Raw genomic sequence first — 15,115 nt, forward strand, 5'->3', positions numbered from 1 at the left:
TCATTCTCCACGCTCGTGCCACTGGTCATGGGCGCTTGGTTCATGGTGCCGCGCGGACGCTCGGCTCACACCGAGGCCCGGGCTGCACCGGTACGTGCGCTCCCAGCTCCCCTCACGGCGGCCTCCCCAGTGGCAGAGCCTCGCCAGGGCCTGGAAGCGCGACCAGTCTGTCACACCTCGTGGCCAGGCGGCGAGGCGGTCCTGCGTGACCTTGGTGACCTACCCGGCCAGGGAGCGCGCCATGACCACGTCCCGGCAGCGGTGTCCGCCGACGTCGTAGGAACGCGTCCCGACCTTGGCGAAGCCTGCGCGCTTGTAGGACCTCTGGGCGCGCCTGTTTCCCTCGTGGGTGCCCAGCCACAAGAGCTCCACCCCCATGGTCCGGGCGTCACAGGCTGCCTCCTCCAGCAGCAGGGACGCCAGCCCGGAGCCACGCAGCCGGTTGTCGACGTAGACCTTGGACAGCTCGGCGACCAGGTCCTGGGACCCGCCCTCCTCGGGCAGGGCGACACAGGACGGTCGAGCGTCCAGGCCCGGAGGCAGGGCGCCGTCGTCGTCCGCGCTCTCGGCGATGACGACGCTGTAGCCCACCAGCTCCTCCCCGCGCACCGAGCCGTGCGGAAGATCGTCCTCCAGGTACGCGACGTTGACGACGACACGAGGATCAGCCACCCAGGTCGACAGGCGCTGCGGGCTCAGCGCCGTCGCGACGTGCTCGGCCACCTGGTCGGCGGAGAGGAAGGCCGGGCAGGCGTCAGGGAAGGTGCGCGCCGCCAGGGCGGCGAGCGCCGGTACGTCCTGCGCGAGCGCGGGACGCAGCACCACGCGCACCGGGTGCTCGGCCTCTGGCGGGACGACCCACCCGCACCGGGCCAGGGCGGCGTGGTCCGCGCTGTCGAGAGCGGAGGGGTCCAGGCGCTCGATCATGTCCGGGCGCCGCTGAGCGGTCCTGGCGATGGCCTGGTCCCGCCGCTGGCGCGCGATCAGGGCGTGGTTTCCTCCCAGCAGCTCCGGCCAGCTCTCGGCCAGGTCCAGGCCGCGCCAGGACACCGGCCGGGTGTAGACCGCGTACTCCAGCAGGCCGGCGCTGGAGTGGGACTCCTCGACAACCGAGTCAGGATTGCCCAGCACCCCGGGACGCAGACGGGTGACGGCCTCGATCATGACCAGGGAGGCGACCTCCCCGCCGTTGAGGACGTAGTCGCCTATGGACAGCTCTCGGACATCGAGGCCGGTCGAGCGATAGTGCTGGGCGACGCGGGCGTCGATCCCCTCGTAGCGTCCGCAGGCGAAGACGATCTGGTCGGCACCAGCCAGGTCCTCGGCTACCCGCTGGGTGAAGACCTCGCCGGAGGGTGTCGGGATGACGAGAACCTGGCGGGTCGGCCGCTCGGCCGGGGTCTGGCCGTCCTCGGGGCCGCCAAGCACCTCGTCCAGCGCCCTGCCCCACACGTCGGGCTTCATCACCATGCCTGCGCCGCCGCCCAGCGGAGTGTCGTCAACGGTGCGGTGGCGATCACGGGTCCAGGAGCGCAGGTCGTGCACCTTGAGGTCGAGCAGCCCCGTCTCCGCCGCCTTGCCGATCAGGGACAGGTCCAGCACGCGCAGGTAGTCGGGGAAGATCGTCAGCACGTCCAGGCGCAGGGTCTCAGCGCTCACTCGGCGTCCTCCCTCTGGGCGCCACGGCTGCCAGTCTCCTCAGTCTGCTCGGCCTGCCCGAGCCCGGGGAACAGGCCACCAGGCGGGTCGATCGTCACGGTCCCGGCACCGAGGTCGATCTCAGGCACGAGCTCCTCGACGAAGGGGACGGCCACACGCGCACCCTCCGGGGTACGCACGACGAGCCGGTCCTGGGCGACACCGGGCTCAAGGTCGATGACCTCACCGAGAACCATCTGGTCTCCGTCCTCGGCACCGTCCGGCACCTTCAGCGCCTGAAGGCCGACGAGCTCGTAGGCGTACCAGGACTCCTCGTCCTCGTCGCCCTCGTCCTCGTCGGTGTCCACCAGCAGGCGTACCCCGCGCAGCGCCTCGGCCGAGGTACGGTCCCGAACCTGCTCGAAGGCCGCGAACCAGCGCTGGCCGTCAAAGCGCAGACGGGAGACGGTCAGCGGCCCCACCTCTGACGGCTCGGTGGGCAGCGCCGTCCCCGGGGTGAGCCTGCCCTCCGGGTCGTCGGTTCGGATCTCAAGGCGGACCTCACCCTTGAGGGCGTGGGCGGGCCCGATGATGGCGACTGTCAGGAGCACGCGCTCAAGATACAGCGTCGCCCGGCCCCTGTGCGGGGCCGGGCGACGTGGGTGAGAGTCACCTGGCTGTGATCAGCCGGCTCGGTCGCGAGTCGTGCTCCGGGCTCTCAGCGCCGGTCGGTGTCGACGACGTCGACGCGGACGGGCGAGTCTGCCAACGCACCGACGACCGTGCGCAGCGCACGGGCGGTGCGGCCGGAGCGGCCGATGACGCGTCCGAGGTCCTCGGGGTTGACGCGCACCTCCAGCAGGTCGCCGCGTCGCAGCGAGCGGGAGGTGACGGTGACGTCGTCAGGGTTGTCGACGATGCCACGCACGAGGTGCTCGAGCGCGTCGGCCAGCATATCAGGCCTCCTCGGCCGGAGCCTCAGCGGACTCCTCGGAGGGCTCCTCAGCCTTGGCCTCGGCGGCGGCCGCCTCAGCAGCCTCCTTCTCAGCCTTGGCCTTGGCCTCGGCAGCCGCGGCCTTGCGCTTCTCAGCGTCGGCGGCAGCAGCCTTGACAGCCTCCTCCTTCGCCGCGGCGGCGGCGTCGGCGTCCTTGACCTTGAGCTTGCCCTCAGGGAGGGGCAGGCCCTTGAAGGCCTGGTAGTCGCCGGTGATCTTCAGCAGGTTGAAGACGGTGTCGGAGGGCTGGGCGCCCACGCCGAGCCAGTACTTCACGCGCTCCGAGTCGATGCGGATGAGCGAGGGCTCCTGCATCGGGTCGTAGACGCCGATCTCCTCGATGACACGGCCGTCCCGCTTCTTACGGCCGTCCAGGACGACGACGCGGTAGAAGGGCTGGAACTTCTTGCCCATGCGCTTGAGGCGAATCTTGACTGCCACTTGGTTGAACTCCTGGTTCTGGTTGGTTGGCGCGCGCTGGTCCCCGGTGGGGTCAAGCAACGGTTTCCGGCGGGTGCCGAGACTGGGGCGAGGAGAGGGAGAGGGGCCGCTCCACGTCCGAGTACAGCCGGTCATTCTGCCAGAGCGGATAGCCAGGGGGCCAGCCCGAGCGGGCGCCGCCATCGTCCTGTTCGTGCGAGATCGCCCACAGCATCCTCTTGACATCCCCCCACCTCTCCTGGTTCATTAGTTAGGTAACTAACCAACGAGGAGGTGACCGTCGTGCCCCGTTCCTTCGACGACGCCACCCCGATCTACCTCCAGATCGCTGAGGAGATCCGCCTCCAGATCCTCTCCGCCTCACTGGCGGACGGTGCCCGCCTGACCTCCACCACCGAGTACGCCACCCGCTACCGCATCAACCCCGCCACTGCGAACAAGGCTGTCGCACTACTTGTGGACGAGGGCCTTGTGGTCAAGCACCGCGGCATCGGCATGTTCGTCGCCGACGGCGCACGTGCGGCGCTACAGGCCACTCGCCGCCGTTCCTACACGGCCGAGGTCCTCGGGCCCGCACTCGCCACCGGCCAGGTTCTCGGCCTGACTGACGCCGAGATCCTTCAGGCTGCCCGCGACTACCTCGCCAGCGCTCGGCCCACCCGCCTGCCCCAGTCCACCACTGCCGGTTCCCAGGAGGAGATATGACCACCATCGACGCCGAGGACCTCTTGAGCTCTCGCCGGGTCCTGGAGCAGATGGGATGCGGTCCCGAGCTGCGCCTGGAGGGCGTGGGCCACGCCTACGGCTGGCTCGCCCGGCACCTGCCCCACCAGGAATGGCCCCTGCGGGAGCTGAGCGTGACCTTCCGCCCCGGCGTCATCACCGGGCTCCTGGGGCGCAACGGCACGGGCAAGTCCACGCTGTTGTCCGTGGCATCCGGCCTGCGTCGGCCTGTGACCGGACAGGTCACCCTCAACGGCCACCCCGTGTGGGACCATGCCGCACCACGAGCCGCGATCACGCTACTGGGGACCCGGCGCTCGCTGATGGAGAGCCACAGCCTCACCGCTTCCTTCCGCATCTGGGAGCTCACTCGCCCCCTGTGGCAGACCCGCGAGGCCGAGCGGTACCTGCACCTGCTTGGGGTCGATCCTGACTCCATCCCTGCCCGGTTGTCCCAGGGGCAGCGCTCGGCCGTGGACGCTGCCTTCGCCCTGGCCTCCCACTCCCCCGTCCTGCTTTTAGACGAGGTGCACCTGGGTATGGACGCCGTCATACGACGCCGTTTCTGGGACACGCTGCTGGAGCAGTACACCTACGAGCACCCCACCATCATCATCGCCTCCCACGAGGTCAGCGAGATCGAGAACCTGCTGGAGGACGTCGTCATTCTGGGCCGAGCCCAGGGTGGCAACCGGGTGGTCGCGTGCGGCGGAGCAGACGAGCTGCGTCAAGAGGTGACACCGCCAGGCATGCCACTGGCCAACCTCACCGACGTCCTGGAGCACGTGTCAAGGAGGACACCATGACGCTGATCCCCCGCATCCTGCCTGCACGCACACCGCGGGAGCAGACCTGGCCCCGGCCACTGGCCACCTGGAGCCAGGTCACCCGTGAGCTGTGCGGTCGGGAGCTCATCACGGCCGGCGTTGTCGAGCTTGTCCTGGTCCTCATCAGCCTGGGCCTGGCCGCTGCCCGGCACACCCCGATGGCGCAGACCCTGGTCGGCCTCTCGCACTGGCTGATGCTTCTCGGCTGCCTCCTGACCGGCAGGGCTGCCGGATTCTTGCGCACGGCCCTGGGCACGGGCCTGCCCCGCCGGACAGCGCTGGGCGCGGGCGCGGGCATCATCGTGTGCTACACGGTGGTGCAGCTGCCCTGGATCCTGCTGACCACGGTGACGGCACTGACCAGCCCAGGCACAGCTGACGCTGGCCCCCTGACACCGTGGTCCGTGCTTGGATGGGTCCTGGCCTGTGTGGGAGCCAATGCCTTTGTGCTGACCTTCATGATGCTCCACGGCGGAGTGCGCCATGCCTCCTGGTCCTGGGCCTTGCTGGGGCTGGTCATCCTCGTGGTCGCTGGCTCCATGCTCACCGGGCCCACTGAGCTTACCGTCGTTGGCCCGGGAGCCTCGACACGGGCTCTACTCGGCTTCCACACCTTCCTGCCCAGTCTCGCCCTCGTATTCGCCCCCTGGTCCGCCGGCCTGGTCAGCTGGGGCTGGTCCCTCCTGCTCGGCCCGTTACTGGCCTGGCGAGCCGTGCTGCGCTGGGAGCCACGCGGTTAGCTGCACCGCCTCAGCCCTCGTCCAGGGTCTGTACACGCTCACGCGCCCGCTGCGCGGTCCACACGTCCCCGGGCACGTCCCTGGGCAGCAACGGGTTACCCACGCCCACGAAGGCCGGTTCAGCCACGCCGCGGCGGCGCTGGTCGTCGTAGTCGCGCAGGGCGGCAAAGACCCAGCGCCCCAACCACAGCACGGCCACGAGGTTGAGGATCGTCATCAGGGCCAGGGCCACGTCCGCCAGCACCCAGGCCAGGTCCAGGGCCACCACCGCCCCTAGGCCCGTGGCCGCCGTCATCGCCAGACGCAGCGCTATACCGGCCCGGCTGCCACCACCGAGGTAGCCGACGTTGATCTCAGCGAAGCTGGAGTAGCCCAGCACCGAGGAGTAGGCGAAGGTGATGACGAGGAAGCTCATGAACCACACCACCCAGGCTCCCGGCAGCGCGTCGGCCAGCGCGTGCTGGACCAGCGTCGTCTCCGCCCAGTCCGGCTCCACCCCAGGGGTGTAGACCTGAGGCGAGGCCAGCAGGATCGTCAGGCCGGTAGCGGTACAGATGATGATGGTGTCGATGAAGACGCCGAGGGCCTGGATGAGCCCCTGGACCACCGGATGGGCGACGTCGGCAGTTGCGGCGCCGTTGGGCGAGGAGCCCTGACCGGCCTCGTTGGAGAACAGACCGCGCTTGACGCCGTTGAGGAAGGTGGCGAAGAGCCCTCCTCCGGTACCCGCCAGCCCCGCGCGCAGGTTGAGGGCACCAGCGACGACGTCGGCAAGCACGCCCGGCACGCGAGGGGCTGAGACGATGATGACCACGGCGACGACGGCGAGATAGGCCAGGGCCATGACCGGCACCAGCCACTCGGTCACCCTGGCGACCGCGCGCATGCCTGCCAGCAGGATCGGGGCCGTGACCGCCATGAGCACGAGCGCCGTGACCCAGGTAGCGACGCCGTGGGAGGACTGGACCGTCACGGCGATGGTGTTGGACTGCACCATAGGGAAGATGAGGCCGTAGGAGAACACCAGCATCGCGGCGAAGGTCAGGCCCGTCCAACGTCCCAGCCGCGCCAGGCCAGGCCTGCCGTAGAGGGCAAGTCCTCGTTCCATGTAGTAGGCCGGGCCTCCGCGAAAGATCCCGTCGGCCGCGCGCACCTTGAAGACCTGGGCCAGGGTGGACTCGGCGAAGGAGGTGGCCATGCCCAGCAGCGCCACCACCCACATCCACAGCAGGGCGCCCGGGCCACCGAGCGTCACCGCGAGCGCGACCCCGGCAATGTTGCCGGTCCCCACGCGCCCGCCCAGCCCGATCACGAAGGCCTGGAAGCTGGACAGGGAGCCGCGTTGACGACGTGAGCGGGCCACGAGCGCGACCGACCTGGCCAGCAGCCGCAGCTGGACCGCGCGCGTGCGGACAGTGAGGTATCCCCCGGTGGCGATCAGCAGCCAGATGAGGACCTTGCCGGAGACGAGGGACTCAAAGCCGGACAGCGAGTCGGTCAGGACCGAGGTCACGGAGGAGACGAGGAGGGTCGGCACGGTGGCGGGCACAGTGCTCCTCTCGGGGTCGGGAACCGGCAGGAGGACCGGTGGGGCGGCGGTGAGGATACCTGTTGGCGCAGGCTGCGCCGTCGCCCGGTCCACGGACAGGACCGATCCGCAAGGCTCCGAGCCCTGCCCATGACACCTGTCATGCGCAGGCAGTGACAGCCACCAGTACCGCTCTTCCTGCTCCTCACTGACTCTTGAGGCATGAGTACAACGACCGCCTCAGTACCCGCCATCGAGATCACGGACCTGCACAAGTCCTTCGGGCCGGTCCAGGCCGTGGACGGGCTGAGCCTGACCGTCCAGCCCGGTGAGGTCCTGGCCTTCCTCGGCCCCAACGGCGCCGGTAAGTCCACCACCCTCGACATCGTCATGGGCTTGACCCAGCCCACCTCCGGCAGCGTGCGTGTGCTCGGCACCTCGCCTGCCGAGGCTGTCAGGCGCGGCCAGGTGGGAGCCGTTCTCCAGGACGGTGGACTCCTGCCTGATCTGTCCGTGCGCCAGACCCTGCAGGTCGTCGCCTCGCTCCAGGCCAGGCGCCCAGACGTCAGCGCCGTCGTCGAGCGAACGCGGCTCGACCAGCTGCTGTCGCGCAAGGTCAGCAGGCTCTCGGGCGGTGAGCGTCAGCGCCTGCGCCTGGCGCTCGCCCTCCTGGCCAACCCTGAGCTGCTCATCCTCGACGAGCCCACCACCGGCATGGACGTCACGGCGCGCGCCGAGTTCTGGACCACCATGCGTCAGCAGACGCAGCAGCACAGTCTCTCCCTGGTCTTGGCCACCCACTACCTGGCAGAGGCCTCGGAATTCGCCGACCGGATCGTCATCATCGACCGTGGCCGCCTCGTGGCTGACGGCACCGTTGACGAGCTACGCGGCAGCGCACCAACCGCCACCGTGACGGCAACGTGGCCAGGCGCCACTGAGGCGCGCATCAAGGAGGCGCTGAGCGCTCTCGCCCAGACAGTCTCGTCCGTCGTCGTGCACGGCGAGCACGTCGAGATCCGCACGTCCTCCTCCGACGACGTCGCCCGCCTGCTGCTGACCTCGACGCCGGCTCAGCACCTGGGCGTCGAGACCGCCAGCCTCGACGACGTCTTTACCTCCCTCGTGTCCGCTCACTGACCAGGAGTCCCACCATGACCAGCACAGCCCCCGCCACAGATCCGGCCGTAGGGCCGGCCACCACAGCCACGATCCCGGCAACAGGCTTCCCCTGGACCTACGCGCGTATCGAGATCACGACTACCCTCAGGCGTCTGGACACGGTCTTCTTCACCATCATCATGCCGCTGGGTATGTACCTGCTGTTCGGGACGATCAACGCCTTCGAGTCAGCCTCCGTCGGTCACGGCAACATCACGGCCTCCGTCATGATCAACATGGCGGCGTACTCGGTGGCGATCAGCGCCACTGCCCTTACCGCCTCCTCCGCCGTCGAGATGGCCGAGGGATGGGGCAGGCAGGTCTCCCTCACCAGCGGTGGCCTGCGAGCCTACCTGCTCGCCAAGCTTACGAGTGCCGCCGTGATCTCGGTCCTGCCAGTGCTTCTCATTTTCGGCGCTGGCGCCGCGACGGGCGCGCAGGTCGACTCCGCCGGGCGCTGGTTGGCTTCACTTGCGCTCGCCATGCTGCCGGCTGTCCCCTTCTCTGTATTCGGGCTGGCTGCTGGGCTGTGGGTCCCGTCCAGGACCGCGGTTGGCGTCGCCAGCTCCTCAGTAGCCGTCTTCGCTTTTCTTGCGGGGATCTTCATGCCGCTGAGCGGCGTCCTGTTCACCATCGCTCACTACACCCCGCTCTACGGAGCAGGGACCCTCGCGACCTGGGCGCTGCAGGGCGACGTCGTCGCCACGATGGACGGCATCGTCCACGAGCCCGTCTGGTACACGCTCGCTAACCTGGTGGCGTGGACAGCTCTCTTCTCCCTGGTCTGCCTAGCAGCCCGCCGACGCACGGGAGCCCGGCGGTGAGAAGCCCGATGGCCCGCGACCACCGGGCAGAGGAGGACGCCAGGCCCTGGTATCGCCAGGTTAACTGGAGCGCCTCCTTGTGGGTCGTCTTCCTGCTGTTCCTTCTGGGGATGATCGTGGAGGCGGACACCTCCGTCGCTGTGCGGGCCACCACAGCCGGAGCCGTCGTCGCCTTCATCCTCCTCTACGGCTACACGGTCTCCACCATGCCCTCGTGGGACCTGCTGCCTCCCGAGACGAGCCCGGCACAACAGGTACGTCCGCTGCTGCGCTACCTGGCGCTCCTTGCTCTACCAGCTGCACTGTGCCTGCCGTTCCTGGGCTGGTGGTGCGTGTACTTCCTTCCCTACCTCTCGGCCGTCCTCCTCTTCGGAACCCGTCTGGCCACCGGCCTGAGCATCGTGACCACCCTGTGCGCCGGCAGCATCTTGGCAGCGGTGGCCTCCTCAGAGCCTCTGGAGACCACGTGGCTGGTGGCCGGCTGTAGCCTGTCGTGCCTCGTCGTCGTCATCGCCCGGATCGGAGACGAGACGACTGAGCGACGTCGGACTGCGGACCGTGAGCTCACGGCGGCCCGTGAACGTGAGGAGATCAGCCGGGACGTCCACGACATCCTCGGTCACTCGCTGACCGTCCTCACTCTCAAGGCTGAGGTCGCCCAGCGGCTCGTCAGCGTCGATCCTGCCGCCGCTCAGGTCGAGATGGATGAGATCGTGACGTTGTCCCGCACTGCCCTGGCTGATGTGCGCACCACGGTCACTCGCCTGCGTACCCCTGACCTGGCCAGCCAGTTAGAAGCCTCAGCCACCGCGTTCGCTGCGGCAGACATTGATGCTCAGATCCATGGGCGTGCTCGCGACATCCCGCTGCCTCAGCGTGAGGTGCTCTCCTGGGCGCTGCGGGAGGCGACGACGAACGTGCTGCGCCATGCCGGTGCGCGTCGCGTTGTCGTCAGGCTCGCGCCCGGTCGGCTCACGGTGGCCGATGACGGAGCGGGCCTGCGGGGTCACGGCCCCGGCAACGGCCTGAGCGGCCTGCGGGAGCGGGTGGAGGCCGTGGGTGGGCAGCTTCGGGTCGCCGGCCCAGGGCTGGCCGGCGGAACAGGTGAGGGAGCTACGGTGGAGGTCACGCTATGACCACGACGCATCCAGGCTCAGCCGAGCGCCTACCGAGACAGGGCAGCATCCGTCTGCTCGTGGCCGATGATCAGGCACTTGTGCGCGGGGCGCTGGCCACGCTGCTCGGTCTGGAGCACGACCTTGAGGTCGTGGCTCAGGTCGGCACGGGCCGTGAGGCTGTCGAGCGCGTGCGCTCGGGCGGGGTGGACGTGGCGCTGCTGGACATCGAGATGCCAGACGGCGACGGGCTATGGGCTGCCGAGCAGATCGCAGCGATGCGCAGCACTGGCTCCGTCCGCTGCCGCAGCATCATTGTCACGACCTTTGGTCGTCCTGGTTATCTCTCACGGGCGATTGAGGTGGGAGCGAGCGGTTTCCTTGTCAAGGACACTCCCCCGACCGAGCTCGCCGAGGCGGTGCGCAAGGTGCACGCAGGCCTGCGTGTCATCGACCCGATGCTGGCCCAGGAGTCGGTGCTGCTGGGCCCGAACCCCCTGACCGAGCGGGAGCGCGAGGTCCTGCGCCTGGCTGGGAAGGGTCTGGACGCACCCCACGTCGCGGTGCAGCTGAGCCTGGGTGAGGGCACGGTGCGCAACTACCTGTCCTCGGCCATCGCGAAGACAGGCTCACGCAACCGGGTCGAGGCAGCCCGCGCCGCAGAGTCCAACGGGTGGCTCTGACGCGAGACCGGAGGCGCCCCTCGCCTCAGGCCAGGCCCAGGCGACGGCGCAGGTCCTCGGGCGAGGTTACTGCGCGTGGTCCTGCATCCAGCAACGCACCTCGTGCTCGACCTGAGCAAGGTCCTGCTGGACGGTGACTGTGATCACTCGCGGGTCCACAGTCATGTAGCCATGGACAATCCTGTTCCTCATGCCCCAGATGTCGACCCACTCATCGCCGAAGCACTCCTGGCGGACCGAGTCCGGAAGCCGGTGAAGCACATCGATCATCGCCGCCATCCGCAGAGCGATGGCATCGACAACTACCGGATCTGACAGGTCCCGCTCAGTGTACCTACGCGCCCGCTCGCAATGAAGCAGCGCTTCCTGGCACAGCTGGTAGGCAGTCAGTCTCACAGCGGCACGGCCTCACGAAGGACTCTGTCCCTAAGGTCCGGACGCAGGGACTCCTCGAGGACGAGGTCGACCGGAAGGCCCACGCACTCGCTGAGGCGGCGCTCGATCCGCGCCTGCTCCAGCAGGCTGACAGCCCGAGCGCTGGTGACCAGCAGGTCGATGTCCGAGTCCTCACGGTCCTCACCGCGCGCGGTCGAACCAAAGACACGCGGCTTCAGGAGACCAGCCTGAGCCAGAATCTCCCGGACACGCGAACGGCTTCTTCTCAGCACACGGGCGTGCGGGCCCGTTCCGTGGAACCGGACCAGGCGGTTGACCTCAGACTGGCTACGTCCCACGCACTGAGCGATCTGCCGCTGCGTCAGGCCAGCCGCGTAGGCCTCGCGCACGGTCGACTCAAGCTCCCGCCGGCCGCGTGCGATGAGCTCGTCTGCGTGACGGGCTCTGCTCGCGAGGGTGGTGGCGTCCATGCATCCATGATCGCATATCAGATCATGGATGGAGCGGGATCCTGACGTCCTTGACCGGCAACAACGTCAGGCCAGGCCCAGGCGACGGCGCAGGTCCTCGGGCAGGGCGTTCATGGCGTCGGCGACCTCGTCACCGGAGGGCTGAGCCGTAGGCGCAGCACCACCCAGGCCGAAGGAGGACCCCGCTGCCGGAGCCGCAGGCAGGCTCGGGACCTCGCCCTGCTCACGGCGAGCCGCGACCTCACGCGCCTGGCGCGCCGCCTTGGCAGGGTTGCCGGACCTGCCCTTCTTACCACCCTTACCGCTCCTGGCCTTGGGCGCCTGGCGGGCCTTGGCACGCTTGCCCATGCCAGGCAGAGACCCCATGCCCGGCATACCGCCGCCCATACCGCCCAGGCCGCCGCCGGCACTCATGGCCTCCATCATCTTCTTAGCCTGCTCGAAGCGCTCGACCAGCTGGTTGACGGCCTGGACCGTGGTTCCCGACCCCTTGGCGATACGGGTACGCCGAGAGCCGTTGAGAATGGAGAGGTCACGGCGCTCCGCCGGAGTCATCGAGCACACGATCGCCTCGATGCGGTCGACCTCGCGCTCGTCAAAGGCCTCGATCGCCTCACGCATCTGGCCCATGCCGGGCATCATGCCCAGCAGCTTCTTCATCGAGCCCAGCTTGCGGATCTGGCGCAGCTGGTCGAGGAAGTCCTCCAGGGTGAAGGTACCCGAGGCCATCTTGGCCGCGGCGGCCTCAGCCTCCTTCTCGTCGAAGGTGCGCTGGGCCTGCTCGATGAGGGTGAGCAGGTCGCCCATGTCCAGGATACGGCTGGCCATGCGGTCGGCGTGGAAGCGCTCGAAGTCCTCCAGGCCCTCACCGGTGGAGGAGAACAGCACCGGGGCACCGGTGACGCCTCGTACGGACAGGGCCGCGCCACCACGGGCGTCGCCGTCGAGCTTGGACAGGACCACGCCGGTGAAGCCCACGCCGTCGCGGAAGGCGACGGAGGTGTTGACCGCGTCCTGACCGACCATGGCGTCCAGGACGAAGAGGATCTCGTGGGGGTGGACAGCGTCGCGGATGCGGATGGCCTGGTCCATCATCTCCGCGTCCACACCCAGACGTCCGGCGGTGTCGACGACCACGACGTCGTAGCCGTAGGTGCGCGCCTGCTCCACGCCGGACGCGGCCACGGCCACCGGGTCACCCACGCCGTTGCCTGGCTCGGGGGCCCACACGTCCACGCCTGCCCGCTCGGCCACGACGCTGAGCTGGGTCACGGCGTTGGGGCGCTGGAGGTCGCAGGCCACGAGCAGGACGCGCCTGCCCTCGCCCTTCAGCCAGTGCCCGAGCTTACCCGCCAGGGTCGTCTTACCGGCACCCTGGAGGCCGGCGAGCATGATGACGGTCGGACCGCGGTCGGCCCACCTCAGCTCGCGGGTGGTGCCTCCGAGGACCTCGACGAGCTCGTCGTTGACGATCTTGATGATCTGCTGGGCGGGGTTGAGCGCCTGGGACCGCGCGGCCTCCTTGGCCTTCTCGCGCACGGCGGAGATGAAGGAGCGCACCACCGGCAGAGCGACGTCAGCCTCGAGCAGGGCGCGGCGGATCTCGGAGACGGTGGTGTCGATATCGGCGTCGGTGAGGCGGCCCTTGCCGCGCAGGCCCTTGAAGGAGGCGGTCAGCCGGTCGGAGAGGTTGCCGAACACTCGGTGTCCTTCCTTGTACGCCGCAGGGGCGCGAGTTGCTGGGGCCCGGGAGGACGACGGCGGCGGCCTGCGTCCGGCCCTGGGCATGGCTAGGTCCAAGGATAGCGGAGGGCCCGCACCCTGCCCGGCTGGGAGGGTGCGGGCCCGGCTGGTGGCCGGTGCTCACCTGAGGTGAGCACCGGACGTCGCGCGGCTGTGCGTGCCAGCAGGTCCTCCTCCCTCAGGCCAGCAGGGCGTCGACGAACCCTTCGGGGTCGAAGGGTGCCAGGTCGTCCGCACCCTCACCGAGTCCGACGAGCTTGACCGGCACTCCCAGCTCCCGCTGGACCGTGACCACGATCCCTCCCTTGGCGGTCCCGTCGAGCTTGGTGAGCACGATCCCGGTCACGCCTACGGCCTCGGAGAAGACCTGCGCCTGACGCATGCCGTTCTGACCGGTGGTGGCGTCCAGGACCAGCAGAATCTCTCCCACTGGTGCGATCTTGCCCATGACACGCTTGATCTTGCCCAGCTCGTCCATGAGCCCGGACTTGTTCTGCAGCCGGCCCGCGGTGTCGACCAGGACCACGTCCACGCCCTGGGCGGCGGCCTGGCGCGCGGCGTCGAAGGCCACGGAGGCAGGGTCGGCGCCCTCACGCTCAGAGCGCACGACCTCCACGCCCACACGCTCGCCCCAGGTGCTCAGCTGCTCGGCCGCAGCCGCACGGAAGGTGTCAGCCGCGCCCATGAGGACGGTCCGGTCCTGGGCGACCAGGACACGGGCGAGCTTGCCGCAGGTCGTGGTCTTCCCCGTGCCGTTGACCCCCACCATGAGCACCGCTGCGGCCGGAGTCCCCTCACCGGTGAAGTCCTTGGAGGCCGGCGGGGCCGCGAGGTTGAGGGAGCGGTCCATCGTGGGGTCGACGAGCCGCAGCAGCTCCTCGCGCAGCACGCCACGGACCGCAGCGGGGTCAGAGGTGTCCAGGACCTTGGCCTGCGTGCGCAGGGTGTCCATGAGCGCCGTCGTCACCTCGATGCCCAGGTCCGAGGTCAGCAGGGTGTCCTCGATCTCCTCCCAGTCGGCCTCCGTGAGGTCGCCGCGGGAGAGCACGGACAGAACAGCCTTGCCGAAGCCTCCCGATCCCGCCAGACGCGCGCGCAGACGCTGCATGCGCCCGGGGATGGACTCAGGTGCCTCTACCCGGGACAGGACAGCACCAGGCTCGGCGAGCCCTGTGGCGCTGACGGGGGCCTCGCTGTCCTCGGCCGGCTCCTGCGACGTGGGCAGCTCGCGTTGGTCAGGGCGTGCGGGCAGCTGGCGCGAGCCGGAGCCACGCCGTCGTACGACGACGATACCTCCGACCACGGCGACGGCCGCGACCAGGGCGAGGACGAGAAGAAGGAGCGTGGTGGAGTCCATGCCCCTAATCATGGCCTATGACGGCGCAGGTGCGACCAAGCCCGCACCGTGTGACGTGACCGCGGCGCTGGGTGGGGCAGGGACGTTCAGCGTCGGCGCAGGCTCGCGGCGCGCGACTCGGCGCTGTCCATCGCCCGCTCGACGACGTCGACCAGCCCGGAGAAGCTCTCAGTGCCGGTGTAGACCGAGGACTCGTCATGTGTCATGAGGTCCTCCAGGCGTGCCTCCTGGGGCACCACACGCACCGGGTCGTTCTTCTCGGCGGCGATCTCACGCAGGCGCTGCAGCTGGTCCTTCCAGGTGGAGATCGGGTAGCGCTCGGCGATCACCATGCCGAGGACCAACAGAGCAGCGACAAGGACGACAAGGAGGGGAAGGATCATCGAGCTCATGGCCCCATGATGGCCCGCACCTCCAGCGGTCACCAGCGTGACTCGCGACGTCACCAAAACGTGATGCAGTCTTGGTCACGTC

Annotated in this window: 17 protein-coding genes; 7 read left to right on the forward strand and 10 right to left on the reverse strand. The window is 69.1% G+C overall.

Features of this window, described 5'->3' with window-relative positions; translation table 11 throughout:
* Positions 1–219: 219 nt before the first annotated feature.
* From trmD to rpsP, 4 genes are all read right to left on the reverse strand, one after another.
* Entirely contained in the window at positions 220–1,644 is a 1,425-nt protein-coding gene (gene trmD / locus HRL51_RS07785; RefSeq protein WP_172121004.1) for a tRNA (guanosine(37)-N1)-methyltransferase TrmD, read from the reverse strand.
* Positions 1,645–1,655: 11 nt separating this feature from the next.
* Complete coding sequence (gene rimM / locus HRL51_RS07790; protein WP_172120946.1) at positions 1,656–2,249, reverse strand: ribosome maturation factor RimM; 594 nt, start codon at positions 2,247–2,249, stop codon at positions 1,656–1,658.
* Between the two features lie 107 nt (positions 2,250–2,356).
* A complete protein-coding gene (locus tag HRL51_RS07795; RefSeq protein WP_003786440.1) occupies positions 2,357–2,593 on the reverse strand; it encodes an RNA-binding protein in 237 nt (78 codons plus the stop codon).
* Position 2,594: 1 nt separating this feature from the next.
* On the reverse strand, positions 2,595–3,074 hold the full coding sequence (gene rpsP / locus HRL51_RS07800) for a 30S ribosomal protein S16 (protein ID WP_172191133.1): 480 nt from the start codon (positions 3,072–3,074) through the stop codon (positions 2,595–2,597).
* A gap of 282 nt (positions 3,075–3,356) precedes the next feature.
* Between rpsP and HRL51_RS07805 the strand changes: the two genes are divergently transcribed.
* From HRL51_RS07805 to HRL51_RS07815, 3 genes are read left to right on the forward strand one after another with little or no spacing between them, the layout of a single operon-like run.
* The gene (locus HRL51_RS07805) at positions 3,357–3,779 is read left to right on the forward strand and encodes a GntR family transcriptional regulator (protein ID WP_172191135.1); all 423 of its coding nucleotides are present in this window, start codon (positions 3,357–3,359) and stop codon (positions 3,777–3,779) included.
* Positions 3,776–4,603, forward strand: coding sequence for an ATP-binding cassette domain-containing protein (locus tag HRL51_RS07810; RefSeq protein WP_244960137.1), 828 nt, complete (start codon positions 3,776–3,778; stop codon positions 4,601–4,603). The genes HRL51_RS07805 and HRL51_RS07810 overlap by 4 nt, the downstream gene beginning before the upstream one ends.
* Positions 4,600–5,364 carry a hypothetical protein gene (locus HRL51_RS07815; protein WP_172191137.1) on the forward strand — a complete coding sequence of 255 codons (765 nt, stop codon included), beginning with the start codon at positions 4,600–4,602 and terminating at the stop codon, positions 5,362–5,364. The genes HRL51_RS07810 and HRL51_RS07815 overlap by 4 nt, the downstream gene beginning before the upstream one ends.
* A gap of 10 nt (positions 5,365–5,374) precedes the next feature.
* Here the strand turns inward: HRL51_RS07815 and HRL51_RS07820 are convergent, their stop codons facing one another.
* Positions 5,375–6,913 carry an alanine/glycine:cation symporter family protein gene (locus HRL51_RS07820; RefSeq protein ID WP_172191139.1) on the reverse strand — a complete coding sequence of 513 codons (1,539 nt, stop codon included), beginning with the start codon at positions 6,911–6,913 and terminating at the stop codon, positions 5,375–5,377.
* A 201-nt stretch (positions 6,914–7,114) separates the two neighbouring features.
* Here HRL51_RS07820 and HRL51_RS07825 point away from each other — a divergent pair, with 201 nt between their 5' ends.
* From HRL51_RS07825 to HRL51_RS07840, 4 genes are read left to right on the forward strand one after another with little or no spacing between them, the layout of a single operon-like run.
* Positions 7,115–8,032: an ABC transporter ATP-binding protein gene (locus HRL51_RS07825; RefSeq protein WP_172191141.1), complete on the forward strand. Its 918-nt coding sequence runs from the start codon at positions 7,115–7,117 to the stop codon at positions 8,030–8,032.
* 14 nt (positions 8,033–8,046) lie between these two features.
* Positions 8,047–8,877, forward strand: a complete 831-nt coding sequence (locus tag HRL51_RS07830; RefSeq protein WP_172191143.1) for an ABC transporter — start codon at positions 8,047–8,049, stop codon at positions 8,875–8,877.
* A complete protein-coding gene (locus HRL51_RS07835) occupies positions 8,874–10,013 on the forward strand; it encodes a sensor histidine kinase (protein ID WP_172191145.1) in 1,140 nt (379 codons plus the stop codon). The genes HRL51_RS07830 and HRL51_RS07835 overlap by 4 nt, the downstream gene beginning before the upstream one ends.
* Positions 10,010–10,675: a response regulator transcription factor gene (locus tag HRL51_RS07840; protein WP_172191147.1), complete on the forward strand. Its 666-nt coding sequence runs from the start codon at positions 10,010–10,012 to the stop codon at positions 10,673–10,675. The genes HRL51_RS07835 and HRL51_RS07840 overlap by 4 nt, the downstream gene beginning before the upstream one ends.
* Positions 10,676–10,741: 66 nt before the next feature.
* On the opposite strand, the gene HRL51_RS07845 is transcribed toward HRL51_RS07840, so the two are convergent.
* From HRL51_RS07845 to HRL51_RS07865, 5 genes are all read right to left on the reverse strand, one after another.
* Positions 10,742–11,071, reverse strand: coding sequence for a HepT-like ribonuclease domain-containing protein (locus HRL51_RS07845; RefSeq protein ID WP_172191149.1), 330 nt, complete (start codon positions 11,069–11,071; stop codon positions 10,742–10,744).
* Positions 11,068–11,541, reverse strand: coding sequence for a nucleotidyltransferase family protein (locus tag HRL51_RS07850; RefSeq protein WP_172120956.1), 474 nt, complete (start codon positions 11,539–11,541; stop codon positions 11,068–11,070). Before HRL51_RS07850 ends, HRL51_RS07845 begins: the two co-directional genes overlap by 4 nt.
* Before the next feature lie 66 nt (positions 11,542–11,607).
* A complete protein-coding gene (gene ffh / locus HRL51_RS07855; RefSeq protein ID WP_172191151.1) occupies positions 11,608–13,242 on the reverse strand; it encodes a signal recognition particle protein in 1,635 nt (544 codons plus the stop codon).
* A gap of 220 nt (positions 13,243–13,462) precedes the next feature.
* Entirely contained in the window at positions 13,463–14,641 is a 1,179-nt protein-coding gene (gene ftsY / locus HRL51_RS07860) for a signal recognition particle-docking protein FtsY (RefSeq protein ID WP_172191153.1), read from the reverse strand.
* 86 nt (positions 14,642–14,727) lie between these two features.
* The gene (locus tag HRL51_RS07865) at positions 14,728–15,033 is read right to left on the reverse strand and encodes a hypothetical protein (RefSeq protein WP_172120959.1); all 306 of its coding nucleotides are present in this window, start codon (positions 15,031–15,033) and stop codon (positions 14,728–14,730) included.
* Positions 15,034–15,115 lie beyond the last annotated feature (82 nt).

Source organism: Actinomyces faecalis (genome assembly GCF_013184985.2).
Taxonomy (GTDB): Bacteria; Actinomycetota; Actinomycetes; order Actinomycetales; family Actinomycetaceae; genus Actinomyces; species Actinomyces faecalis.

Coding starts and splice junctions, on each gene's coding strand:
- HRL51_RS07795 (WP_003786440.1), bottom strand. CDS start 2,593: ATGCTGGCCGACGCGCTCGAGCACCTCGTGCGTGGCATCGTCGACAAC.
- HRL51_RS07810 (WP_244960137.1), top strand. CDS start 3,776: ATGACCACCATCGACGCCGAGGACCTCTTGAGCTCTCGCCGGGTCCTG.
- HRL51_RS07815 (WP_172191137.1), top strand. CDS start 4,600: ATGACGCTGATCCCCCGCATCCTGCCTGCACGCACACCGCGGGAGCAG.
- HRL51_RS07825 (WP_172191141.1), top strand. CDS start 7,115: ATGAGTACAACGACCGCCTCAGTACCCGCCATCGAGATCACGGACCTG.
- HRL51_RS07830 (WP_172191143.1), top strand. CDS start 8,047: ATGACCAGCACAGCCCCCGCCACAGATCCGGCCGTAGGGCCGGCCACC.
- HRL51_RS07840 (WP_172191147.1), top strand. CDS start 10,010: ATGACCACGACGCATCCAGGCTCAGCCGAGCGCCTACCGAGACAGGGC.
- HRL51_RS07850 (WP_172120956.1), bottom strand. CDS start 11,541: ATGGACGCCACCACCCTCGCGAGCAGAGCCCGTCACGCAGACGAGCTC.
- ftsY (WP_172191153.1), bottom strand. CDS start 14,641: ATGGACTCCACCACGCTCCTTCTTCTCGTCCTCGCCCTGGTCGCGGCC.
- HRL51_RS07865 (WP_172120959.1), bottom strand. CDS start 15,033: ATGAGCTCGATGATCCTTCCCCTCCTTGTCGTCCTTGTCGCTGCTCTG.